The following is a 23,778-nucleotide window of genomic DNA, read 5'->3' on the forward strand; positions in this document are numbered from 1 at the left end:
GCTGGCCAGGAACTACCTCTCCGGCGTCCTCATCGCCGCCCTCTGCGCCTACTGGCTCAATTGAGTCCAGACCCTAGTCCGGTTTTCCTGGCTCCGGGCCTCGCCGACGGCCAAAATCGGGGCCTGACGAATCCGAGTTGGGAGCCTTCATGCCGGCACGCGCCGTATCCGCCCTGCGCGACTTCCTGCGCAGCGAATCCGCCGGCGGCGTGCTGCTGATGATCTCGGCCGCGGTCGCGCTGGTCGTGGCCAACTCGCCGCTGGGCGCGGGCTATTTCCACGCCCTGCACGCCTATCTGGGCCCGCTGTCGGTCGAGCATTGGGTCAATGACGGCCTGATGGCGGTGTTCTTCCTGCTGGTCGGGCTGGAGATCAAGCGCGAGGTGGTCGACGGCGAACTGTCGACCTGGCCGCGCCGCGCCCTGCCCGGCTTCGCGGCCCTGGGCGGCATGATCGCGCCGGCGCTCGTCTATCTCTTCATCGCCCGCGACGCGCCGGACGTGCGCGCGGGCTGGGCCATTCCGGCCGCCACCGACATCGCCTTCGCCCTGGGCGTCCTTTCGCTGCTGGGACCGCGCGTGCCGGGCGCGCTGAAGATCTTCCTGGCCGCCCTGGCGATCATCGACGACCTGGGCGCGATCCTGATCATCGCTTTCTTCTACACCGACCAGCTGACGCTGTGGGCGCTGGGCGGCGCCGCCGTCGTGCTGGCCGCGCTGATCGCGCTGAACCGCCTGAAGGTCGTCGTCCTCTGGCCCTACCTGCTGCTGGGGGCCTTGCTTTGGTTCCTGTTCCTGAAGTCGGGCGTCCACGCCACCCTGGCCGGCGTGCTGCTGGCCATGACCATCCCGCTGACGTCGCGTCGAGGCGAGCACTCGCCGCTGCACCGGCTGGAGCACGGGCTCAATCGGTGGGTCGCCTACCTGATCGTCCCGGTGTTCGGCTTCGCCAACGCCGGCGTGGCCCTGGGCGGGCTCGACGGCTCGGCCCTGACGGCGCCGGCCACGCTGGGCGCGGCGCTGGGCCTCTTCCTCGGCAAGCAGGCCGGCGTCATGGCGTTCAGCGCCACGGCCATCGCCCTTGGCCTGGCCCGCCGGCCCAGCGGCGTGACCTGGAGCCAGCTCTACGGCGTGGCCGTACTGTGCGGGGTCGGCTTCACCATGAGCCTGTTCATCAACAACCTGGCCTTCCAGGACGCCCTGCTGCGCGAGGAGACCAAGATCGGCGTGCTGGCCGGGTCGGTGGTCTCGGCCCTGCTGGCCTGGCTGATCTTCGCCCTGCCGCGTCGTCGCACTGGCGCGATCGCCGGCGCGGGTCCAAACTAGAGCGAACAGTTCAACGAGGAGCGTCGGCCATGCTGCGTTTCGTCCTCTTCGCCGCCGCCGCAGCGTCCCTCCTGCAGGCCAGCGCCGCCCTCGCCGACACGCCGGCCGTCTCGCGGGTGGAGGTGGTGATCGGTCCCGACCTCGCCGCCAAGGCCGACAAGCTGGGCCAGCGCGAGTTCGACTACCTGGCGCGCGACCTCAAGCGCGCCGTGGAGCGTCGCCTGGAACGCGCCGGCGGCATGACCGCCTCGGGCGGCCGCCTGCGCCTGGTGATCGACGACGCCGTGCCCAACCGCCCCACGCCCTTGCAGCTGACCAGCAAGCCCGGCCTTTCCATGGAGAGCTTCGGCAACGGCGGGGCTCGGGTGTCGGGCGAGTACGTCTCGGCCGACGGCGTCAGCACGCCGATCCGCTATCGCTGGTACGAGACCGACGTCTGGCAGGCCCAGTACGCGGCCACCTGGAGCGACGCCAGCCTCGCCTTCGATCGCCTCGCGCGCCGGATCGAGGACGGGCAGTTCGTGAAGGACTGATCGCCGTCGCTTGCCAGAACCCTCGACGCAGAGTCTGATCGCCGTTCAGTAAGAAGGGGCGTCAGAGGCTCCCCGGGGAGGAAGCATGACCGCTGCGCCGCGACGATCGACCGCCGCCCTGGCCGCCTACGCCTCGCCGACCCTGCCGCTGGCGGGTCTTGGCCTGCCGCTCGTGGTCTACCTGCCCGAATACTATGTCAGCGAGCTTGGCCTTTCTCTGTCGGTGGTCGGCACGGCCTTCCTGCTCGTGCGGCTGGCCGACATCATCCTGGACCCCATCCTGGGCGGCCTGATGGACCGCACGCGCACCCGCTGGGGCCGCTTCCGCCCCTGGCTCGTGGCCAGCGTGCCGCTGCTGATGGCCGCCTCCTACGCGCTGTTCATGGCCAAGCCCGGGATCGGGCCGATCTTCCTGTGGGCATGGCTGATCGTGGTCTACATCGGCTTCTCGATGGCCGTGCTGGCCCAGACGGCCTGGGGCGCGGTGCTGTCGTCCGACTACCAGCAGCGATCGCGGATCTACGGCTTCTGGAGCGCGGGCAACGTGGTCGGCATGATCCTGGTGCTGCTGCTGCCGCCCTTGGTGGCATTCACCCTCAAGGGCGACCACGCCGCCGGCGTCCAGGCCATGGGCTGGTTCATCATCGTGCTGATGCCGCTGACGGCGCTTCTGGCCGGCGCAGTCGTCGGCGAGCCGCCCGCTCCGTCTCAACGGCACGAAGCGGGCCTGAAGCAGTATTTCGACCTGCTCAAGCGCCCGACGGTGCAGAAGCTGCTGATCGCCGACCTGCTGATGGGCCTGGCGCCCGGCATCGGCGGCGCGCTGTTCTTCTTCTTCTTCGAGCGCATCAAGGGCATCCCGAAGGACCAGGCGGGCATCCTGCTGCTGGTCTATTTCGTCGCCGCCCTGGCTGGCGCGCCGCTGTGGCCGTGGATCGCCAAGGTCACGGGCAAGCACACCTCCCTGGCGATCGCCGGGATCATGTACGCCGTGTTCCAGGTCGCAGCGGTGATCACGCCGAACGGCGTCAACGCCTTCGCGATCACGGTGCTGGTGCTGGCCGGCCTGCCCTACTCGGCCGCGCCGCTGCTGGTGCGCTCGATGATGGCCGACATCGGCGACGAGGAGCGGCTGAGCAGCGGTGTCGACCGCACGGGCCTGCTGTACGCCATCGTCAACGGCACGGTGAAGCTGGGCTTCGCCTTGGCCATCGGCGTCTTCCTGGTGCTCGAGAAGCTGGGCTTCGACCCCAAGATCCCCAGCGCCGAGGGCGACACCGCCCTGATCGTGCTCTACACGGCGGTGCCGGCGGCGCTGGGCGTGCTGGTCTCGGTCATCATCGTGCGCTATCCGCTGGACGCCAGACGCCACGCCGAGATCCTCGCCCAACTGGAGGCGCGCGACGCGGCGCAAGCCAACGCCCAAGCGAGCTCGCATGACCTCTCCGACCCCAGCCCCGCGCCCTCTGCAGTCCAGTGAGGAGCATCCGCTCTTCACCCTGGTGGAGATCATGGCCCGCCTGCGCGACCCGCGGGACGGCTGCCCGTGGGACATCGAGCAGACCTTCGCGACGATCGCGCCCTACACGATCGAGGAGGCCTACGAGGTCGCCGACGCCATCGAGCGCAACGATCTTTCCGACCTGAAGGAAGAGCTGGGCGACCTCCTGCTCCAGGTGGTGTTCCATTCCCGGATGGCCGAGGAGCAAGGCGCCTTCAGCCTCCAGGACGTCGCCCAGTCGATCTCCGACAAGATGATCCGCCGCCATCCCCACGTGTTCGGCGACCATGCCTATGACGACCTGGCCGACCAGAAGGCCGGCTGGGAAGAGCTCAAGGCCCAGGAGCGCAAGGCCAAGCAGAAGGGCGGCGTGCTCGACGACGTGCCGGCCGGCCTGCCCGCCCTGACCCGCGCCGTGAAGCTGACCAAGCGCGCCGCGCGCGTCGGCTTCGACTGGCCCTCGACCGACAAGGTGCTGGAAAAGCTGGCCGAGGAAGTCGCCGAACTACAGGTCGAGATCGACGCCGGCGACCAGGCCAAGGCCCGCGAGGAACTGGGCGACATCCTGTTCGTCTGCGCCAACCTCGCGCGCAAGCTCGACGTCGAGCCCGAGGACGCCCTGCGCGCCACCAACGCCAAGTTCGCCCGCCGCTTCGCCTTCATCGAGGCCGAACTGGCCAAGGACGGCCGCACGCCGGACCAGTCCGACCTGGCCGAGATGGACGCCCTGTGGGACGCCGCCAAGGCGGCGGAACGCAAGTAGCCCCGATCCCCGGGATCAGGGCCGCGCGATGCGCCCACCGGTCATCGGCGACGCCACCCCCGTCGTGCCCGGAAAGCTGATCGGCAGCCCCCGCGCCGTCCGGGCGGCCAGATAGGCGAAGGCCTCGGCCTCGATGGCGTCGCCCCGCCAGCCGTAGTCTTCGGCCGCCTTTACCGGCACGGGAACCCGCTCGGCCAGCGCCGCCATGATCCGGGGGTTGTGGCGGCCGCCGCCGCAGACGATCAGGGCGCTGGGCGGGGCGTCGTTCTTGTCGAAGGCCTTGAGCACGGCGGCGGCGGTGAAGGCCACCAGGGTCGCGGCCGCGTCCTGCGCCGACAGGTGCGCCACCGCGTCCAGCGAGAAGTCGTAGCGGTCCAGCGACTTGGGCGCGGGAGCGGCGAAATAGGCGCTGGCCAGAAGCCTGCTGAGCGCCGCCTCGTCCACCGCGCCCGCCGCCGCCAGCCGCCCGCCCTCGTCGAAACGGCCAAGGCCGCGTTCCTGCAGCATCAGGTCGATCATGCCGTTGCCTGGGCCGGTGTCGAAGGCCAGCAGGGTTCCGTCCGCGCCGATCAGGGTGATGTTGGCCACCCCGCCGATGTTCAGCGCCGCCACCGGCGCGGCCAGGCCAGAGGCCCGGGCCCGGGCCTCGTGATAGATCGGCGCCAGCGGCGCGCCCTCCCCGCCGGCCGACACGTCGGCGGTGCGGAAATCGAACGCCACCGGCCGCCCGGTCAGGGCCGCCAGCCGCTCGGCGTCGAGCAGTTGCACCGTCCGCCCCACGCGCTCGGCGGTCGGCCGCTCGTGCAGCACCGTCTGGCCGTGCACGCCCAACAGGTCGAAGTCGCTCCAGGAAAGCCCATGCTCGGCCAGGAAGCTCTCGGCGGCGTGGAAGTGCTCCTCGGCCACCGCCAGGCGGGCCTCGGCGAAGATGGCCGGTTCGGCCTGTCCGCGCTTCCAGGCCAGGGCCTGGCGCGTGGTTTCCAGCAGCAACGCGCGGGTGTCCTCGCGCAGCTTGCGTTCGCCCGAGGGGCCAAAGCCCTGGATCGCCTCGCCGTCGGTGTCGAGCACCGCCATGTCGACCGCGTCGAGCGAGGTTCCGGTCATGAATCCGAGAATGCGCATGGCGACGTTGACTGCCACGCCCCGCGTCGGGTAGCTAGGCCCCATGACCGCCAAGGCCCTCCAGACCCGAGCCTATTACCGCCCGCTGATCTAGCGGGCGAACGACCGGTCATGTCGACGCACCGCCACCTGGCCGGCGATGCGTCCCTCCCCCTACCGACGACGTCTCCGGCGCATCTTGCAAGGAGACTATCGATGAAACCCTCGCCACAGACCGCCCCGCCCGTGCTAGACGCGCGGACCAGCGATACAGAGAGTCGAGCCATGTCCGCGCCGCAGAGCTTCAAGTCCGAATTCCTCAAGACCCTGCAGGCGCGCGGCTACATCCACCAGATCACCCACCCGGAAGAGCTGGACACCGCCGCCGCCTCGGGCGTCGTCACCGCCTACATCGGCTTTGACGCAACGGCCCCGTCGCTGCACGTGGGCAGCCTGATCCAGATCATGATGCTGCGCCGCCTCCAGCAGGCCGGCCACAAGCCGATCGTCCTGATGGGCGGCGGCACGACCAAGGTCGGGGATCCGACGGGCAAGGACGAGAGCCGCAAGCTGCTGAGCGACGCCGACATCCAGGCCAATATCGCCGGCATCAAGCAGGTCTTCGCCAGGTTCCTGACCTTCGGCGACGGCCCGACCGACGCCATCATGGTCGACAACGACGAGTGGCTGAGCAAGTTCGGCTACGTGCAGTTCCTGCGCGACTACGGCGTGCACTTCACGGTCAACCGGATGCTGGCCTTCGACTCCGTCAAGCTGCGGCTCGAGCGCGAGCAGCCGATGACTTTCCTCGAATTCAACTACATGCTGATGCAGGCCACCGACTTCCTGGAGCTGAACCGCAAGTACGGCTGCGTGCTGCAGATGGGCGGCTCGGACCAGTGGGGCAACATCCTCAACGGCGTCGAACTGACCCGCCGCGTCGACCAGAAGGCCGCCTTCGGTCTGACGACACCGCTGCTGGCCACGGCCTCGGGCGCCAAGATGGGCAAGACCATGTCGGGCGCCGTCTGGCTCAACGCCGAGCAGTTGAGCCCGTACGACTACTGGCAGTTCTGGCGCAACACCGAGGACGCCGACGTGGGCCGCTTCCTGAAGCTGTTCACCGACCTGCCTCTGGAGAAGATCGCCGAGCTGGAAGCCCTGCCCGGCGCCCAGATCAACGAGGCCAAGAAGGTGCTGGCCGACGAGGCCACCCGCATGGCTCACGGCGAGGACGCCGCCAAGGCCGCTCGCGACGCCGCCGAGAAGGCCTTCGAGCAGGGCGCGCTGTCGGCCGACCTGCCGACGGTCGAGGTCGCCGCCTCGGTCCTGGCCGAAGGCGTGGCGCTCGCCGTGCTGGCGACCGACATCGGCCTTACCGCCTCGCGCGGCGAGGCCCGACGCCTCGCCCAGGGCGGCGGCCTGCGCCTGAACGACGCCCAGGAAAAGGACGGCGACCGCCTGGTGACCAACGCCGACCTGATCGACGGCGTGGTCAAGCTGAGCCAAGGCAAGAAGAAGATCGTGCTGGTGAAGCCGGTCTGAGATGTTGCGTTTCCGGGAGCGGCCCCGCCGCTCCCGGAACCTCTATGATGTTGGCCTCCGTGATCTTGGAGAGAGTGCGATGCTGAGCCCCGGCGACAAGGCCCCCGACTTCGACCTGCCCACCGACACCGGCCGCGTCAGCCTGGCCGGCCTGAAGGGCAAGAACGTCGTGCTCTACTTCTATCCGAAGGACGACACGACCGGCTGCACGTCGCAGGCCCTGCAGTTCTCGGCCGAGGTCGAGGAGTTCGCCAAGGCTGGCGCGGTGGTGATCGGCGTCTCCAAGGACAGCGCCGCCAGCCACGGCAAGTTTCGCAAGAAGCACGACCTGACCGTCGAGCTCGGCTCCGACACCCTGGGCGAAACCGTCGAGGCCTACGGCTCGTGGGTCGAGAAGAGCATGTACGGCCGCAAGTACATGGGCATCGACCGCTCGACCTTCCTGATCGACCGCGAAGGCGTGGTCCGCGAGATCTGGCGTAAGGTAAAGGTCCCCGGCCACGTCAAGGCCGTGCTGAAGGCGGCCCAGGCGCTCAAGGGCTAGCAATCGCGCTCTGCTGGATTACCATTGCTGCCTTGGCTCGGAGGCGCTCGTGCGCACCAAGGTGTTGACCGTTGAAGTTCCCGCCCCGCTGGCCGAGCAGATCGGTCGGCTGGCCGTTCGTCAGGACCGGTCGCAGGACGCGGTCGTTCGCGAAGCCCTGGCCGCCTGGACAGCTCGCGAGGAGCGCCTGCGCATCCTGACGCTCGAAGGCCTGGCCGATGTCGACGCCGGCCGCCTGGTGGAGCAAACGGCCATGGAAGCCTGGGCCGATAGCCTCGACAGCGACGCCTCCCCGCGCTGATGCGTCTGGTCTGGACCGGCAAGGCCGCGTCCGACCTCGCACGGCTCCATGCCTTTCTCGCCGAGGTGAACCCTCGCGCGGCGGCGCGGACAGCCCGCGAACTGGTTGCTGCGCCGAATCGGCTGCTGGATACGCCGAGGCTCGGCGAGCGCCTGGAGGAGTTCACGCCCCGCGAGGTTCGTCGGCTCGTGGTTGGCGGTTATGAGCTTCGATACGAACTGATCGAGAGCACGGTGTTCGTATTGCGCCTCTGGCATACGCTGGAGGACCGTTAGCCAAGCCGCACTGTGGCGCCGGCGCCGCAAAGCCTCGCTTTTCGGCCACTTCTCCCGTGTCGCGTGTAGCCAGCCCGTTCATGTCGGGTTAATCGACGCAGGTTCATGGTCGAAACTTGGCCATCCGCGCCTTCGCAGGTGCGAAGAGTCTTGCGCATTCCCGCTTTCTCGTTGCATATCCCCCAGACCTTGAAAACTGGGGGGGTTTCCTGGGCATGGCGATCGCGCATTTTCAACGCCTGCGTAAGACCCTCGAAGGTCTGTTTCCGGAACGTCATCTCTATGTCCGCTCGGGCGGCGAGATGCGCGGCTACGTGCTTTCCACGGGCAAGCAGATGGCCTGCGCCGCCGGTGTCGGCGCCGCGGCGCTGTGGATGGGCGTCTGCACCGCGGCCATGCTGGTCAACACCGTGGCCGTCAGCAACACCGACCAGGTCGTCCTCAAGCAGAAGGCCTATTACGAGCGCCTCAACGCCGACCGCCAGGCGCGCCTGAACAGCGCCGTCGCCCAGCTGTCGGCCACCAGCGGCTCGCTCGACGACCTGGCCATGTCGGTCGAGAAGCGCCACGCGGCCCTGGCCATGCTGGTCAGCGACTTCAAGGGCGCGCCCGGCGCCGCCCAGGCCCTGGCCATCAACAAGCCCGCCATCGGCGACGCCTCGCCGGTCGAACGCATCCAGGCCACCCGCATGGACCAGGAGCGCCTGATCGACGCCGCCGAGGGCTTCGCCAAGAGCCGGGCCGAGCGCCTGCGCCTGGCCATGCGCATGGCCGGCCTCGACGCCGGCAGCTTCACCGGCCGCGGCGCCTCGCTGGGCGGCCCGCTGATCGAGGCCAAGGACCCGCGCGCCCTGGCCGCCGTGCTGGACGTCGACGAGGAATTCGCCGCCCGCATCCACCGCGCCGCCAGCGACATGTCGGACATGCGCAGCCTCGGCGCGGCGGCCCAGCGCCTGCCGTTCAACCGCCCGACCGCCAATCCGGCCCTGTCGAGCAGCTACGGCGTGCGCTTCGACCCGTTCACGCACCGCCCGGCCTTCCATTCGGGCCTCGACTTCCCCGGCGCCTTCTACACGCCGATCATGGCCACCGCCCCGGGCGTCATCTCGTTCACCGGCGTGCGCTCGGGCTACGGCAACACCGTCGAGATCGACCACGGCGGCGGCTTCAAGACCCGCTACGCGCACCTGCAGGGCATCGCCGTCCGCGTGGGCCAGCGCGTCGTCATCGGCCAGCGCGTCGGCGCCATGGGCTCCACCGGCCGCTCCACCGGCCCGCACCTCCACTACGAGGTCTGGGTCAACGGCCGCGCCCAGAACCCCAACCGCTTCCTCAAGGCAGGCGAGTATGTTCAGCAAGCCGGCTAAGGGGTCCAAGACCCCGGTCCAGATCGAGCCCCTGCCCCTTCCGGCCGCGGCGCCCGCCGACCAGGTCCGCAAGGCCCCGCCGCGCGTGGCCTCGCTGATCTCGGCCGACATCACCATCGAGGGCGGCGTCAGCGGCGACGGCGAGCTTCAGATCGACGGCGTGGTGCGCGGCGACGTCCGCGTCGGCCGCCTGACCGTCGGCGAGACCGGCCATGTCGAGGGCGGCGTCTACGCCGAGGCCGTCGAGATCCGCGGCCGCGTGGTGGGCGCGATCACCGCCAAGCAGGTCCGCCTCTACGGCACGGCCTATGTCGACGGCGACATCACCCACGAGCAGCTGGCCATGGAAACCGGCGCCTTCTTCCAGGGCCGCAGTCTGAAGTTCCAGCGCCAGGCCCCGCCGCAGGCCGCGCCCGTGGCGGTCCCGACGGCTCCGGCCGCCGACCTGACCCTGACGGCCAAGCCGGTCGGGTAAAGGCCCCCGATCCTCCCGTCATTCCCGCCCTTGTGGCGGGAATCCCTCTTCCAACCGCAAGGACAGATGGGGCGGCATGCCAGGCATGCCGCTTGCGCCTCACATGCGAGCGGCACCAGAGGTTCCCGCCACAAGGGCGGGAATGACGGGATCAAGTGGATAGGCATCCCCCAAACGAAAACGCCCCGGATCGCTCCGGGGCGTTCGTCGTTCCAGCGTCAACCGAAGCCCTAAGCCTCGGAAGCGTCCCGGGTCGCGCCGACCCGCTGGGCCAGCGAGGCGCCCATGAAGGCGTCCAGGTCGCCGTCCAGCACGCCGGCGGTGTCGGAGGTCTCGACGTTGGTCCGCAGGTCCTTGACCATCTGGTACGGCTGCAGGACGTACGATCGGATCTGGTGACCCCAGCCGATATCGGTCTTCTGGTCGTGCAGCGCCTGCTGGGCGGCTTCCCGCTTCTGCAGTTCGGCCTCGTAGAGGCGCGCGCGCAGCATCTTCCACGCTTCGTCGCGGTTCTGGTGCTGCGAGCGGCCCGACTGGCAGGCCACGACGATCCCGGTCGGGGCGTGCGTCAGGCGCACGGCCGAGTCGGTCTTGTTGATATGCTGCCCGCCGGCCCCGGAGGCCCGATAGGTGTCGGTGCGCACGTCGGCCGGGTTGATCTCGATCTCGATCGTGTCGTCGATCACGGGATAGATCCAGGCCGAGGCGAACGAGGTGTGGCGACGGGCGCTGCTGTCGTAGGGGCTGATGCGCACCAGGCGGTGCACGCCGGCCTCGGTCTTCAGCCAGCCATAGGCGTTGGGCCCCTTGACCAGCAGCGTGGCCGACTTGATCCCGGCCTGGTCGCCGTCGGTCTCTTCGATCAGCTCGGTGGTCATGCCGTGGGCGTTGGCCCAGCGAGTGTACATCCGCAGCAGGATCCCAGCCCAGTCGCACGACTCGGTGCCGCCGGCGCCCGAGTTGATTTCGACATAGGCGTCGTTGCCGTCGGCCTCGCCCGACAGCAGGGCTTCGAGTTCGGCGCGGGCGGCGCGTTCCTTGATGGCCTTCAGCTGGGCGCGGGCGTCGTTCAGCGAGTCCTCGTCGGACTCCATGTCGGCCAGCTCGGCATATTCCAGCGCGTCCTTGACGTCGCGCTCGATGCTTTGCACGGCCTCGACCTTGGCGGCCAGGTTGGCGCGCTCGCGCGACACGGCCTGGGCCTCGGTCGGACGGTCCCACAGCGTCGGGTCTTCGACCCGCGCGTTCAGTTCATCCAGTTTTCTAAGGGCGACATCCCAGTCAAAGACGCCTCCTGAGCAGTCCAACGGACTGCTCGATGTCGGCCGCGGCGGCCTCGACATCCGGTCTCATCACGTAACTCCGTGACTAAAAGTAAGGCCGCGGGAGATAGCCCGCGTCCAGAGTCGGCGCAACCGCGCCGGTTCGTCCAAGCCTAATAAAGCCCGCTGATGTCGGGTTGTTTCGGCTGTTGCTTGGGCTGCGGATCGGACGGCGAAGGCTGGCCGGTCGGCACGCCGTTGGGCCAGGCGTCGCCGTAGGAGATCGGCCCGCCGGTCGGAGTCGGCGCGGCCACCTTGGGCTCGGTGCCCGGACGGAAGGCCTCGCGGATGCCGCGCACCATGGCGAACTTGGCCGTCTTCGGCGGCTTGAAGTCGGTCTTGGGCTTGTCCTTCAGCGCCACCTTCATGAAGTCGATGAACACCGGCACGGCGTCCTGCGAACCGGTCTCCCCGGCGCCCAGCGAGCGGTTGTCGTCGAAGCCGACGAACACGCCGACGATCAGGTCGGGCGAATAGCCGATGAACCAGGCGCTGCGGTACTCGTTGGTGGTTCCGGTCTTGCCGGCCAGAGGATAGCCCAGCTGGCTGACCGAGGCGGCCGTGCCGCGCTGGACCACGCCCTGCAGCATCGAGGTGATCTGGTAGGCCGTGACCGGGTCCATAACCTGCTCGCCCGGGGCGGTGACGCGCGGGCTCTCGTCGCCGTTGAAGCCGGCGGTGCAGCGCGGGCAATCGCGCTTGTCGGCGCGGAAGATCACCTTGCCCTCGCGGTCCTGCACCAGCTCGATCAGGTGCGGCTCGATGCGGCGGCCGCCGTTGGCGAACGGCGCGTAGGCCGCCGTGATCTTGAACGGCGTGGTCTCGCCGGCCCCGAGCGCCATGGCCAGCACGGGCGCCATGTCGCGCGTCACGCCGGTCTTCTTGGACATCTCGATGATCTTCTTCATGCCCACGCCCTGGGCCAGGCGCACGGTCATGGCGTTGACCGAGCGCTCCAGGCCCTTGCGCAGCGGCAGGGCGCCGTAGAACTTCTTCTCGTAGTTCTCCGGGCTCCAGTCCTGGCCGTTGGCGCCCTTGAAGGTGATGGCGCTGTCCAGGATGACGCTGGCGGGCGTGTAGCCGTTCTCCAGCGCGGTGGCGTAGACGAACGGCTTGAACGACGAGCCGGGCTGGCGCATCGCCTGGGTCGCCCGGTTGAAGTTCGACAGCGAGAACGAATAGCCGCCCACCAGGGCCACCACGCGGCCGGTATAGGGCTCGATGGCCACCAGGGCGCCGTTCACGGCCGGCACCTGCTTGAGGCGGTAGGACGAGGTTCCAGCAACCTGCTCGACGAACACCAGGTCGCCGACCTTCAGGCCCTTGCCGGCCTTGGCCCAGGCGACGTCTTCGCCGGTGAGGCTCCCCTGCCCTTCGTCCTTGACCAGGCGCACACCGCCGCCGGCCGAGGTGACGACGGCCGCGCGCCAGCCACGGCGCTCCGACGGCGGGCGCTTGGCCTGGGCGGCCTTCTCCCAGCCCTCGTCCAGGCTCTCGACATGGCCCCAGGCCCCGCGCCAGCCGTGGCGGCGATCGTACTTCTCCAGGCCGTCCATCAGCGAGGCCCGCGCCGCCGTCTGCAGCGTCGGGTCCAGCGTGGTGCGCATGTAGTAGCCGCCCTCGCTGATCCGGTCGCCCAGGGTGGCCATGCCGCGCTGGCGCACTTCCTCGACGAAGTAGTCGGCGTCGGCATAGGCCGCGCGCTTGGGCGCCGGCTGCACCACCAGGTCCTCGGCCTTGGCCTTCTCGGCCTCGGCGCGGCTGACCCAGCCCAGGTCGGCCATCTGGTCGAGGATCCAGTTGCGGCGGGCGATGGCTTTGCCCTTGTTGCGGATCGGGTGGTAGTTGTCGGGCCCCTTGGGCAGGGCCGCCAGATAGGCGGCTTCCGACAGCGAAAGTTCGGGCAGCGACTTGCCGAAATAGTTGTAGGCGGCCGAGCCGACGCCGAACGAGCGGTAACCCAGCCAGATTTCGTTGAGGTACAGCTCGAGGATCTGCTGCTTGTCGAGCGACTGCTCCAGGCGGCGGGCCAGGATCGCTTCCTTGAACTTGCGGCCCACCGTGGCGTCGCTGGTCAGCAGGACGTTCTTGGCCACCTGCTGGGTGATCGTCGAGCCGCCTTCCAGGCGGCGGCCGCGCATGGCGTTGCCGACGTTCTTGAGCATGGCGCGCGAGAAGCCGCCCACGTCGACGCCGCCGTGCTTGAAGAAGTTGCGGTCCTCGGCGGCCATGAAGGCCTGGGCCAGCTGCGGCGGGATCTGGTCGTAGGGCACGAAGATCCGGCGCTCTTTCGAATATTCGCCGATCAGGGTGCCGTCCCAGGCGTAGACGCGCGTCGCCGTCGGCGGACGATAGTCCTGCAGCTCGCCCGCGTCGGGCATGTCGTGGAACAGCCACGCGGCATAGATGGCGATGGCGAACCCCGCCACCGCGATCGTCGACAGCACCGCGACGCCGGCTATGGCGATCCATCTTTCGGCGGGCTTCAAGTCCACACGGCCTCCGTCGAGCGGCGCAACGCGCGCACGCTCAAATCATCCAGAGGATGGCTGTAACCCGCATCGGGCGAGGCGCCAACGCCCCTGCCTCCTGCTATGCCCCACCCGGACGGGACCGGCCGCACACAACAACGAACACCAAACATCGTCATCCCGGCCGAAGCGTAGCGCAGAGCCGGGCCCCAGGGGCCGCCGCATCGCATCGGCGACCGCGAGGGCGACCGGATCGAACGCTGCGCCCAGCGCCCTGGGTCCCGGATAGCCTCTGCGAGGCTTCCGGGTGACGAAAGACGTTATGGCATTGATAAGGTTTGACTTCCACAGAAGCCCAATGGCGTCCCAACGAGAAGTCGCCTCAGCGAGCGCTGATCCGGGTCTGGGCCGCGAAGTAGGTTTCGATGGAGCTGGCCACGGCGTTCATCAGCCGCTCGCGGCCTTGCGAGCTCTTCAGCAGCTTCTCGTCCTCGGCATTGGTCATGAAGCCCATTTCGAGCAGAACGGCCGGCACGTCCGGCGCCAGAAGCACGATGAAGCCGGCGTCGCGGTGGCTGCGGCGCAGCAGCACGGTCTCGTCGCCCACCTTTTCCAGCAGGGTCTCGGCGAAGGCGGCCGAGCGGTTCTTGGTGGCGCGCTGCGACAGGTCCAGCAGGATCTGGCCGACGGCGCGGTCGCGTCCCGGCAGGCTGGCCTTCATCAGCCAGTCGTCCTTCTCCAGCACCCGTGCGGCGCGCTCGGCGCCCTTTTCCGACAGGGTGTAGACGCTGGCGCCGCGGGTGCCGACGTCTGGCCCTGAGTCGGCGTGCAGCGAGATGAACAGGTCCGCGTCGGCGCGACGGGCGATCTGCACGCGCGATTCCAGCGGAATGAAGGTGTCGGTGTCGCGGGTCAGCACGACGATGAAGCGGCCGGACTTCTCCAGCTTGGCCTTCAGCGCCTTGGCCGCGGCCAGGGTGACGTCCTTCTCGTTGGTGTTGGCGCCGGCCGAGCCCGGGTCCTTGCCGCCATGGCCGGCGTCGATGACGATCGTCTTCTTCAGCTTCAGCGTCGCGGGCTTGGCCGGGGTCGAGACGGTGGTCGGGCGCATGACGGACGCGCCGGCCGAGGCCGGGTCGGCGGCGGCTAGGTCGATCACATAGCGGAAGGCGGTCGCGCCGTCGGCCGGCGGCAGCAGGAAGCGGCGCTTGACCACGGCCTTGGACGAAAGATCCAGCGACAGGCGCGCGCCGCCGGCGGCCTCGTCGATGACCCAGCGGTCGACCAGGCCATGGCCCGCGCCCTGCAGGTCGCCGGAGACTGTGACGTTGGGCAGGCCCACCACGACCCGGCTGGCCGCGGCGCCGTCGCCGATCAGCTTGCCCACGGCCGCGCGGTCCAGGTCGATGACGACTCGGGTCTCGGCGCGGTCGCCGCCGAAGCGGACCTTCTGGACGCCGGCGGCCGGCGCGGGGCCTTGAACGGTCGCGACGGCCACACCGGCGAGCGCCAGGGCGCCGACGATCAAGGCCGCCTTCGCCCAACCCGTTCTCGCTGCTCCGATGACGACCTTACGCATTACCGCCCAGCCAATGGCGTTACCTGAAAAACCAATGACGGATATCGCCCGGGGCCGGTAGAGAAACCGTTAAGGAAACCGTCGACTTCATCAATTTCATCGGTTGCTCCACGGCGCTTTTCATTTGTCTTCCGATGTTGCTAAAGTGGCGCCGTGCGCGGAGCGACGTCGTCAGACATGGCGCCCTGCGTGAGTGGTTCCCAAATGACGGACGCGTCCATAGCGCCCTCATGCCGGAACCGCCGGACTTTGGAGTTTGCGGGCGATGGTCGGCGCGGGGCGGATGTCTCGACGGCCAAAGCCCGAAAGGGCCCGCGTCGGGCCCTGGCCGTTCTCGGCGACGACGCGTCATCCGATCCGCGCCACCCGGCGCGTCAAAGGAAACAAACGAAACCCCATGGGCTGCGCCGCACCCGATCGCCTCTGGCAACCGCCCTTCGAACTTCGCTTCGGCGAAGTCGCGGTCTGCGATGCGCGCGCCCTCCTTTCATATCGGCGCCCGGGCCTCGCGCCCGCCGCGCGCCGTGGAGATTCCCTGTATGTCGAAGAAGATGTTGATCGACGCCGCCCACGCCGAAGAGACGCGTGTGGTGGTGGTGGACGGTTCGCGGGTTGAAGAATTCGATTTCGAAAGCCAGACCCGCAAACAGCTTCGTGGAAATATCTATCTCGCCAAGGTGACCCGCGTTGAGCCCAGCCTCCAGGCTGCGTTCATCGAATACGGCGGCAACCGCCACGGTTTCCTCGCCTTCAACGAGATCCACCCCGACTATTACCAGATCCCGGTCGCCGACCGCGAAGCGCTGATGCGCGATGATTCGCACGACGACGAGGACGACACCCCCGTTTCGCGCCGCGCCACCGGCGGCGAGGACGAGGACGACGCCAACGATCACGCCATCGACGACGACGAAGACGACGTCGAAGAGGAACTGGCGCGCCGCAAGCGCCGCCTGATGCGCAAGTACAAGATCCAGGAAGTGATCCGCCGCCGGCAGATCATGCTGGTCCAGGTCGTCAAGGAAGAGCGCGGCAACAAGGGCGCGGCCCTGACCACCTACCTGTCGCTGGCCGGCCGCTACGGCGTCCTGATGCCCAACACCGCCCGCGGCGGCGGCATCAGCCGCAAGATCACGGCCGTGACCGACCGCAAGCGCCTCAAGAGCGTGGTGCAGAGCCTGGACGTGCCGCAGGGCATGGGCCTGATCGTCCGTACGGCCGGCGCCAAGCGCACCAAGGCCGAGGTCAAGCGCGACTACGAATACCTGCTGCGCCTGTGGGAGAACATCCGCGACAACACGCTGCACTCGGTGGCGCCGGCGCTGATCTACGAGGAAGAAGACCTCGTCAAGCGCGCCATCCGCGACATGTACGACAAGGACCTCGACGGCATCTGGGTCGAGGGCGAGGCCGGCTACCGCGAAGCGCGCGACTTCATGCGCATGCTGATGCCCAGCCAGGCCAAGAAGGTCTTCCCGTACCGCGAGGCCACGCCGCTGTTCGTCAAGAACCGCATCGAGGACCACCTGGCGCAGATCTACTCGCCGGTCGTGCCGCTGCGTTCGGGCGGCTACCTGGTCATCAACCAGACCGAGGCCCTCGTCGCCATCGACGTCAACTCGGGCAAGGCCACGCGCGAGCGCAACATCGAGGCCACGGCCCTCAAGACCAACATCGAGGCGGCCGAGGAAGCCGCCCGCCAGCTGCGCCTGCGCGACCTGGCCGGCCTGATCGTCATCGACTTCATCGACATGGATGAAGCCAAGAACAATCGCACGGTCGAGAAGGTCCTCAAGGACGCCCTCAAGGACGACCGCGCCCGCATCCAGATGGGCAAGATCTCGGGCTTTGGCCTGATGGAGATCAGCCGCCAGCGTCGCCGCACCGGCGTGCTGGAAGGCACCACCCACGTCTGTGAGCACTGCGAAGGCACCGGCCGCGTCCGCTCGGTCGAATCCAGCGCCCTGGCCGCCCTGCGCGGCGTCGAGGTCGAGGCCCTTAAGGGCAGCGGCGCCGTCACGCTCAAGGTCAGCCGCGCCGTCGGCATCTACATCCTCAACGAAAAGCGCGCCTACCTGCAGCGCCTGCAACTGAACCACGGCGTGTTCGTCACCGTGCTGGTCGACGACGGCCTGCGCCAGGCCGAGCACGAGATCGAGCGCACCGAGCTGGGCGACCGCATCGCCCCGCCGGCCATCGCCTACGAGCCCGATCCGGTGTTCGACGAGGTCTTCGACGACGAGGACGAAGACGAGGAAGAAGAAATCGTCGCCGACGACGGCGACGAGGACGAAGACGAGGACGAAGCGCCCCGCAAGTCGGCCCGCTCGGACGAGGATCGCGGCGGTCGCCGCAACAAGCGCCGCCGTCGCGGCCGTCGCGACGAGGAGCCCTCTGAAGAGGCTTCGGAAGAGGGTGAAGGCGCCGAGTTCGACGCCGAGGCCGACGCCGACGCCGACGACGAGGATTCGCGTCGCCGCCGCCGCCGCCGTGGCCGTCGCGGCGGTCGCCGCGGGGGTCGCGAGGACGGCGATCGCGCCGCCGACGTCTATGTCTGGAACCGTCCGCGCGTTCCGTTCGGCGACAACCCCTATGTCTGGCACGATCCGGAAGCGCTGGAAGCCCGTGGCGGCGAAGGCCGTCGCGATCGCGGCGAGCGCCCGGACCGCGCCGAGCGCCAAGACCGCGCCGAGCGTCCCGAACGCCAGGAGCGCGCCGAGGCCGCCGAGCGTCCCGAACGCGCCGAGCGTTCGGAGCGTCGCGAGCGCCGTCGCGGCGGTCGTGACCGCCAGCCGGCCGCCGAGGCCCCGATCGCTCCGGTCGAGGTCGAGGACGTCGCGCCGCTGGTGCTCGAGCCGCCGGTGATCGAAGGCCCGCCCGCCGACGTGTGGGTCGAGCTGCCGACGCCGGAAGAAACCACCCAGGCCAAGAAGCCGCGCCGCTCGCGCAGCCGTGGCCGCAAGGCCGCCGCCGAGACCGAGGTCGAGACGACCGAGGCCGTCGAAGCTGTCGCGGAACAGGTCGCCGAGCCAATCGCCGAGACCGTCGCTGACGCCACCCCGATCGTCGCCGCCGACGTCGAGATCGCTCCGGAACCGGCCCCCGAGCCGGTCGCCGAAGTCGCCGTCGAAGCCGCCCAGGCGCCCGTCGAAACGGTCGTCGAGACGCCGGTCGAGCCCGAGCCCGAGCCCGCGCCTGTCGCGGCCGAGCCCGATCCGAACGAGATCAGCGCCCCTCCCGCCCAGCCCAAGCGCGGCTGGTGGCGTCGCGGGTGATCCGACAGCAAAGGACCGCGGCGGCGCCATGGCGTCGCCGCGGTTCGCGCCTATATCCCTCCTAGACAAGCCTCGCCCTTGCGATTTCCAGCCGCGCCCGCTGCGCGCTAGACTGCCGGACGACGCGGGGGCGCGACCAGGAGACCATCGATGACGTCCCGCAAGAGGACCGTCGGCAAGACGTTCGGCGCCGGCCTTTCCGCCCTCGCCCTGCTGGCCTCCGTGGCGGCCCCGATCGCGGCCCAGGCCCAAGGCCTGTCGCTGATCCGCGACACAGAGATCGAAGAGATCCTGCACCGCGATTCCGACCCGATCTACGCGGCGGCGGGCCTGGATCCCAAGACGGTCCGTATCCTGCTGGTCGGCGACAAGGAACTGAACGCCTTCGCGACCCAGGGCCTGATGATGGGCCTCAACACCGGCCTGATCCTGCAGACCGAGACCCCCAACCAGCTCAAGGGCGTCATCGCCCACGAAACCGGCCACCTCGCCGGCGCCCACCCGCTGCGCTCGGACGAGATGATGAAGGCCGGCCTTCGGCCGATGATCCTGACCATGGGCCTGGGCGTCCTGGCGGCTCTCGCCGGCGCGCCCGACGCCGGCGCGGTGCTGCTGGGCAACGCCAGCTATTTCGGCACGCTCGGCGCGCTGGGCTACAGCCGCGAGCAGGAGTCCCGCGCCGACCAGGCCGGGGCCAACTTCCTGGAAGCCACCGGCCAGTCGGGCCGCGGCCTCGTCGAATTCTTCGACAACTTCCGCTACCAGGAGGTCTTCGACCAGTCGCGACGCTTTGCGTACTTCCGCAGCCACCCGCTGTCGTCCGACCGCATCGAGGCCCTTCGGGCCAAGGTCGAGCGCCTGCCGCACTACGACGCCGTCGACACCCCCGACGAGCTGGCCGAGCACGAGATCATGAAGGCCAAGCTCGAGGGGTTCATCAATCCCCAGACGGCCCTGATCAAGTACCGCGAGACCGACCGCAGCTTCCCGGCCCGCTACGCCCGCTCGATCGCCTACTACCAGATGAAGGAGCCCGACCGGGCCCTGAAGATCCTCGACGACCTGATCGCCGAGAACGACAAGAACCCCTACCTCTGGGAGCTCAAGGGCCAGATCCTGTTCGAGTTCAACCGCGTCGCCCTGGCCGAGGAGCCCCAGCGCCGCTCGGTGGCGCTCAAGCCCGACGCGGCCCTGCTGCGCATCAATCTGGGCCAGACCCTGATCGGCCTCGACGACCCCAAGAAGATCGAGGAAGGCGTCGGCGAGCTGAAGCGCGCCCTGATCAACGAGGGCGACAACGCCGTCGCCTGGCGCCTGCTGGCCCAGGCCTACGACAAGCAGGGCAAGGACGGCGAGGCGCGCCTGGCCACCGCCGAGCAGTACTTCAACCTGGGCGCCGTCCAGGAAGCCCGGGTGTTCGCCATGCGCGCCCGCGAGCTCCTCAAGAAGGACACGCCCGACTGGCGGCGCGCCACCGACATCGTGCTGGCCTCCCGCCCCAGCGACCAGGACCTCAAGGCCCTGGCCAAGGAAGGCCTGACGGCGTCCAATCCCTGATCGCCGATTCCCCCCAAAGACCGAGCTGAGACCGAGATCCGAATGCCCTTTCGCCGTCCCCTCGCCCTGGCCGCCGCCACCCTCGTCCTGACGACCGGCATGGCCGCCTGCAGCCAGCCCAAAAGCGACGAGGAATTCGGCAAGAAGGTCCGGGCCTACCTGCTGGAAAATCCGGAGGTCCTGCTGGAGGTCAGCGCCAAGCTGCAAGAGAAGCAGATGGCGCAGGCCGCCTCCAAGTCGCAGGGGGCGATCGCCAAGCACCGCCAGGCCATCGAGCGTGATCCGCGCGACTTCGTGGCCAATCCCAATGGCGCGATCACGGTCACCGAGTTCTTCGACTACAAGTGCGGCTACTGCAAGATCGCCGCCCCGCAGGTGGTCGAGATCATCGAGAAGAACCCCGACGTCCGCTTCGTCTTCAAGGAGTTCGTGATCTTCGGCCGCGAATCCGAGCTGGCCGCCCGCATGGCCATCGGCGCCCAGGCCCAGGGCAAGACCCTGCCCGTCTACAAGGGCATGATGGCCGAGAAGAGCCTCGACGAAGCCGCCATCGCCCGCATCGCCAAGGCCGCCGGCGTCGACGTCGAGAAGGCCCGCGCGGACGGCGCCAACGCCGCCGTCACCCAGCAGCTCCAGGACGTCCAGGGCCTAGCCCAGGCGCTGCACATCGAGGGCACGCCGGCCTTCATCGTCGGCGACAAGATGATCCCCGGCGCCGACATGAAGGCTCTCAGCCTGGCCATCGAGGAAGCCCGCATCGCGGCCAAGAAGAAGGGCTGACGCTTTGGCTGACCGGGCGGCAAGGATCGCCCGGCGGTTGAAACGGCGCGGCAAGCTTTGCCGGGAACGCCGAGCCCCTCCGCGACACGCTGTCGCAACCTTTTGAAATCTTTGGAAACGCCGTGCGAGCCCAGCTTGCACGGCGTTTGCTTTGCACCTCCCGCCAGATCAGCGGCGGGAGTTCTCATGCTTGTCTCCGGTTCCAATCCCTGGGCGACGATGTCGACCTCGGCGATCGATCGCGTCAACGGCGCGGCCTCGACCTTCGCCCCGGCCTCATCCGGCGTCGGCGGCGCCTCGGCCCGCCAGGAACTCTACGACTACGCCGCCAAGTCGCCGGCCGAGAAGATGCGGGCGGCCATCCTCGGCAAGCTGGGGCTCACCGAGGAAGACGTCGCGGCGATGGATTCCAAGGAACGCGAAAAGCTCGAAGCCAAGATCAAGCAGATGATCAAGGACGAGGTCACCCAGCAGGCCGAGGAGAAGAAGGGCGTACTGGTCGACTTCAAGGCCTAGAACAAAGATCCTCCCCCTCTGGGGGAGTGGCGCGAAGCGCCGGAGCGGGGACGTTTTCAGCTTCCGCTGAAACAACGGCCTACACCCCTGCCCGCCCCACCAGCCGTCATCCCGGCCGCAGCGAAGCGAAGAGCCCGGATCCAGGGGGCGGCCGCAACGCGCCGGCCGCCGCCCGGAAGAGAACCTCGCCGCCAAGCCCAGTCCCCTGGGTCCCGGGTCTGCGGCGCTTCGCGCCTTCGCCCGGGATGACGAGTATAGGTGCTAGATCAGCCCCGCCAGCGGCGAGCTGGGATCGGCGTACAGGCGCTTCTGCATGCGACCAGCCAGATAGGCCTCGCGACCGGCGATGACCGCGTGCTTCATGGCCTTGGCCATGCGGATCGGGTCCTTGGCCTCGGCGATGGCGGTGTTCATCAGGATGGCGTCGCAGCCCAGTTCCATGCCGATGGCCGCGTCCGAGGCCGTGCCGACGCCGGCGTCGACCAGAACCGGCACCTTGGCGTTCTCGACGATGATCCGCAGGTTGACGCGGTTCTGGATGCCCAGGCCCGAACCGATCGGCGCGCCCAGCGGCATGATCGCCACCGCGCCGGCCTCTTCCAGCTTCTTGGCGTAGACCGGGTCGTCCGAGCAGTAGACCATCACCTGGAAGCCGTCGGCGACCAGCAGCTTCAGCGAGCGCAGGGTCTCTTCCATGTCCGGGAACAGGGTCTTGGGGTCCGACAGCACCTCCAGCTTCACCAGGTCCCAGCCGCCGGCCTCGCGGGCCAGGCGCAGGGTCCGCACGGCGTCCTCGCCGGTGAAGCAGCCCGCCGTATTAGGAAGATACGTGAACTCGGTCGGCTTGATGTAGTCGACCAGCAGCGGCTGGCTGGGATCGGTCAGGTTCACGCGGCGCACGGCCACGGTGACGATCTCGGCCCCGGCCGCGCGGGCGGCGGCGGCGTTGGTCGCATAGTCCTTGTACTTGCCCGTGCCCACGATCAGGCGCGAGCTGAAGGTGCGACCGGCGACGGTCCAGGTTTCGTCGGCGGGGGCGGCCGGCGCGGCGGATTCGGGGGAAACGTGCGCGTTCATGCGGCCGGTTTACGCCTGGGCAGCCTGGGTTTCAAATCCGTAGAGGCGCGGAAGGTGGTGTTCACGCCCCTCCCCGTAAAATCCCCGCGAAAGCGGGGACCCAGGTGTTTTATCGTCGAGCGCTGCTGGCTTCAGAAAAGCCTGGGTCCCCGCGTTCGCGGGGATTGGACGGATTTGTGGGTCGGACGGGGACAGAGCAGCGTAAATCCCCGGCGTTCAGCAAAAACTCCTGAACCAATCCAATCACTTGCAACTTTCTCATGCGCCTCAATCAGACGCGCTCAAACCCGACGCATAATCATTGGGTCCCGTCGCGGGGAGAGGGCGCAAGGATCCGGCCCGAAGCGTGCGACGGCGATGCGATCGAGCGGGGCCGCCGGAGCTGCGTGAGCAGGGCCGGGCCAGGCTTGAATGAGGATGGGGGACGTAAACCCATCCATCGTGAGCTTGCCCAAATAGGCTCCCGCCCGCCCAAGGGTTCGCGCCGCCATGCACGCCTGGCCGCCAAGAAACGGGGCGCATTGCATGGGGAAGGGACACAGGGCGGAAGAGGCCCGCGCGTCCCGGCCTGAGGAACAACAATCGCGCGGGGCGTTCTGCTTCGTCGAAACGGTACTTAGAATTCACACATCCGGGCGAGGCCCGGACGCCCCGCGCCCTCTCCACAAGCTCAGCGGCAAGCCACGTGAGAGCGCAACCCCGTTCCCTCTCCCGCAAGGGGAGAAGGGCTCCGAAGTCACCCGCCGCCGATGAATGTCACGATCTCGATGCGGTCGCCGTCCGCCAGCGCCGTGTCCGCGTACAGCGAGCGCGGGGCGATCTCGAGGTTGCGCTCGACCGCCACCTTGCGGGCGTCCAGGCCCAGGGCGGCCACCAGGTCCGCGATGCTGGCGACGCCGTCGAATTGGCGGTCTTCGCCGTTCAGTAGAAGTCTCATCTCACCTCCGAAGCGAGCCCTGCTTGTGACGCGGCGGAACCGGCTATACAAGACCTCCGGAATCGACGGCGGAGCCGAATGGTCAAACCGATCCATGTGCTGAGCGGGCCCAATCTCAACCTGTTGGGAACGCGGGAGCCCGAGATCTACGGCAAGGACACCCTGGATGACGTGCGCGTGCGCTGCGAGGCGCGGGCCGCGGCCAGGGGGCTTTCCGTCGTGTTCCGGCAGAGCAATCACGAAGGCGTGCTGATCGACTGGGTGCAGGAAGCCCGCACCGAGGCCAGCGCGCTCGTGATCAATCCGGCGGGTTATGGACATACCTCCATCGCCCTCCTCGACGCCCTGAAGACCTTGAATATCCCGGTCATCGAGTGTCACCTGTCGAACCCTGCGGCGCGGGAGGAGTTCCGCCGCCACACCTTCGTTTCGCTCGCGGCGACCGGCCTGGTCTCCGGCTTCGGCGCTGCGAGTTATGAACTGGCCATCGAGGCCGCCGCCGGACTGATCAGCGTCGACTGACGTCCGCGCCCC

At 68.7% G+C, this 23,778-nt stretch carries 21 protein-coding genes; 15 read left to right on the forward strand and 6 right to left on the reverse strand.

Going from position 1 to position 23,778, the window contains the following annotated elements:
• Window positions 1-149 precede the first annotated feature (149 nt).
• The 4 genes from nhaA to mazG all read left to right on the forward strand — a co-directional run bounded on the left by nhaA (window position 150) and on the right by mazG (window position 4,122).
• A complete protein-coding gene (nhaA, locus tag V6S85_RS09280; protein WP_334348778.1) occupies window positions 150-1,325 on the forward strand; it encodes a Na+/H+ antiporter NhaA in 1,176 nt (391 codons plus the stop codon).
• 29 nt (window positions 1,326-1,354) lie between these two features.
• On the forward strand, window positions 1,355-1,858 hold the full coding sequence (locus V6S85_RS09285; protein WP_334348779.1) for a hypothetical protein: 504 nt from the start codon (window positions 1,355-1,357) through the stop codon (window positions 1,856-1,858).
• An 85-nt stretch (window positions 1,859-1,943) separates the two neighbouring features.
• Window positions 1,944-3,338 (forward strand): MFS transporter, encoded by a 1,395-nt coding sequence (locus V6S85_RS09290; protein ID WP_334348780.1) that lies wholly within the window; start codon window positions 1,944-1,946, stop codon window positions 3,336-3,338.
• Window positions 3,295-4,122 carry a nucleoside triphosphate pyrophosphohydrolase gene (mazG, locus tag V6S85_RS09295; RefSeq protein ID WP_334348781.1) on the forward strand — a complete coding sequence of 276 codons (828 nt, stop codon included), beginning with the start codon at window positions 3,295-3,297 and terminating at the stop codon, window positions 4,120-4,122. The genes V6S85_RS09290 and mazG overlap by 44 nt, the downstream gene beginning before the upstream one ends.
• Window positions 4,123-4,137: 15 nt before the next feature.
• Here mazG and V6S85_RS09300 read toward each other — a convergent pair whose 3' ends face one another.
• The gene (locus V6S85_RS09300) at window positions 4,138-5,244 is read right to left on the reverse strand and encodes an anhydro-N-acetylmuramic acid kinase (RefSeq protein ID WP_334348961.1); all 1,107 of its coding nucleotides are present in this window, start codon (window positions 5,242-5,244) and stop codon (window positions 4,138-4,140) included.
• A gap of 195 nt (window positions 5,245-5,439) precedes the next feature.
• On the opposite strand from V6S85_RS09300, the gene tyrS reads away from it, so the two are divergent.
• The 6 genes from tyrS to V6S85_RS09330 all read left to right on the forward strand — a co-directional run bounded on the left by tyrS (window position 5,440) and on the right by V6S85_RS09330 (window position 9,730).
• A complete protein-coding gene (tyrS, locus tag V6S85_RS09305) occupies window positions 5,440-6,768 on the forward strand; it encodes a tyrosine--tRNA ligase (protein WP_334348782.1) in 1,329 nt (442 codons plus the stop codon).
• Between the two features lie 79 nt (window positions 6,769-6,847).
• Complete coding sequence (locus tag V6S85_RS09310; RefSeq protein WP_334348783.1) at window positions 6,848-7,312, forward strand: peroxiredoxin; 465 nt, start codon at window positions 6,848-6,850, stop codon at window positions 7,310-7,312.
• 49 nt (window positions 7,313-7,361) lie between these two features.
• A complete protein-coding gene (locus V6S85_RS09315) occupies window positions 7,362-7,613 on the forward strand; it encodes a CopG family ribbon-helix-helix protein (RefSeq protein WP_334348784.1) in 252 nt (83 codons plus the stop codon).
• Window positions 7,613-7,888 (forward strand): type II toxin-antitoxin system RelE/ParE family toxin, encoded by a 276-nt coding sequence (locus tag V6S85_RS09320; protein ID WP_334348785.1) that lies wholly within the window; start codon window positions 7,613-7,615, stop codon window positions 7,886-7,888. Before V6S85_RS09315 ends, V6S85_RS09320 begins: the two co-directional genes overlap by 1 nt.
• A 215-nt stretch (window positions 7,889-8,103) precedes the next feature.
• Window positions 8,104-9,255 (forward strand): peptidoglycan DD-metalloendopeptidase family protein, encoded by a 1,152-nt coding sequence (locus V6S85_RS09325; protein WP_334348786.1) that lies wholly within the window; start codon window positions 8,104-8,106, stop codon window positions 9,253-9,255.
• The gene (locus V6S85_RS09330; protein WP_334348787.1) at window positions 9,236-9,730 is read left to right on the forward strand and encodes a bactofilin family protein; all 495 of its coding nucleotides are present in this window, start codon (window positions 9,236-9,238) and stop codon (window positions 9,728-9,730) included. The genes V6S85_RS09325 and V6S85_RS09330 overlap by 20 nt, the downstream gene beginning before the upstream one ends.
• Window positions 9,731-9,960: 230 nt before the next feature.
• On the opposite strand, the gene prfB is transcribed toward V6S85_RS09330, so the two are convergent.
• The 3 genes from prfB to V6S85_RS09345 all read right to left on the reverse strand — a co-directional run bounded on the left by prfB (window position 9,961) and on the right by V6S85_RS09345 (window position 15,102).
• Window positions 9,961-11,083, reverse strand: a protein-coding gene (prfB, locus tag V6S85_RS09335) for a peptide chain release factor 2 (protein WP_116564457.1) whose coding sequence is annotated in 2 segments (ribosomal slippage) — window positions 9,961-11,013 and window positions 11,015-11,083 — 1,122 coding nt in all. Because the reading frame shifts where the segments join, the coding sequence is not laid out codon by codon here.
• A gap of 82 nt (window positions 11,084-11,165) precedes the next feature.
• Complete coding sequence (locus V6S85_RS09340; protein WP_116564459.1) at window positions 11,166-13,547, reverse strand: penicillin-binding protein 1A; 2,382 nt, start codon at window positions 13,545-13,547, stop codon at window positions 11,166-11,168.
• 358 nt (window positions 13,548-13,905) lie between these two features.
• Complete coding sequence (locus V6S85_RS09345) at window positions 13,906-15,102, reverse strand: N-acetylmuramoyl-L-alanine amidase family protein (RefSeq protein WP_116564461.1); 1,197 nt, start codon at window positions 15,100-15,102, stop codon at window positions 13,906-13,908.
• A 539-nt stretch (window positions 15,103-15,641) separates the two neighbouring features.
• Between V6S85_RS09345 and V6S85_RS09350 the strand changes: the two genes are divergently transcribed.
• The 4 genes from V6S85_RS09350 to V6S85_RS09365 all read left to right on the forward strand — a co-directional run bounded on the left by V6S85_RS09350 (window position 15,642) and on the right by V6S85_RS09365 (window position 21,230).
• Window positions 15,642-18,377, forward strand: coding sequence for an Rne/Rng family ribonuclease (locus V6S85_RS09350; RefSeq protein ID WP_334348788.1), 2,736 nt, complete (start codon window positions 15,642-15,644; stop codon window positions 18,375-18,377).
• A gap of 150 nt (window positions 18,378-18,527) precedes the next feature.
• Window positions 18,528-19,934, forward strand: coding sequence for a M48 family metalloprotease (locus tag V6S85_RS09355; protein ID WP_116564465.1), 1,407 nt, complete (start codon window positions 18,528-18,530; stop codon window positions 19,932-19,934).
• A gap of 42 nt (window positions 19,935-19,976) precedes the next feature.
• Window positions 19,977-20,714, forward strand: coding sequence for a DsbA family protein (locus tag V6S85_RS09360; protein ID WP_116564468.1), 738 nt, complete (start codon window positions 19,977-19,979; stop codon window positions 20,712-20,714).
• Between the two features lie 186 nt (window positions 20,715-20,900).
• A complete protein-coding gene (locus V6S85_RS09365; protein ID WP_243410458.1) occupies window positions 20,901-21,230 on the forward strand; it encodes a hypothetical protein in 330 nt (109 codons plus the stop codon).
• Window positions 21,231-21,491: 261 nt separating this feature from the next.
• Here V6S85_RS09365 and V6S85_RS09370 read toward each other — a convergent pair whose 3' ends face one another.
• Window positions 21,492-22,307, reverse strand: coding sequence for a thiazole synthase (locus V6S85_RS09370; RefSeq protein WP_109099798.1), 816 nt, complete (start codon window positions 22,305-22,307; stop codon window positions 21,492-21,494).
• A 736-nt stretch (window positions 22,308-23,043) separates the two neighbouring features.
• Entirely contained in the window at window positions 23,044-23,244 is a 201-nt protein-coding gene (gene thiS / locus V6S85_RS09375; RefSeq protein WP_058346516.1) for a sulfur carrier protein ThiS, read from the reverse strand.
• A 78-nt stretch (window positions 23,245-23,322) separates the two neighbouring features.
• Here thiS and V6S85_RS09380 point away from each other — a divergent pair, with 78 nt between their 5' ends.
• The gene (locus V6S85_RS09380; RefSeq protein WP_058346515.1) at window positions 23,323-23,766 is read left to right on the forward strand and encodes a type II 3-dehydroquinate dehydratase; all 444 of its coding nucleotides are present in this window, start codon (window positions 23,323-23,325) and stop codon (window positions 23,764-23,766) included.
• Window positions 23,767-23,778 lie beyond the last annotated feature (12 nt).

It is taken from the genome of Caulobacter sp. CCNWLW153 (assembly GCF_036889365.1).
Lineage (GTDB): Bacteria > Pseudomonadota > Alphaproteobacteria > Caulobacterales > Caulobacteraceae > Caulobacter > Caulobacter radicis.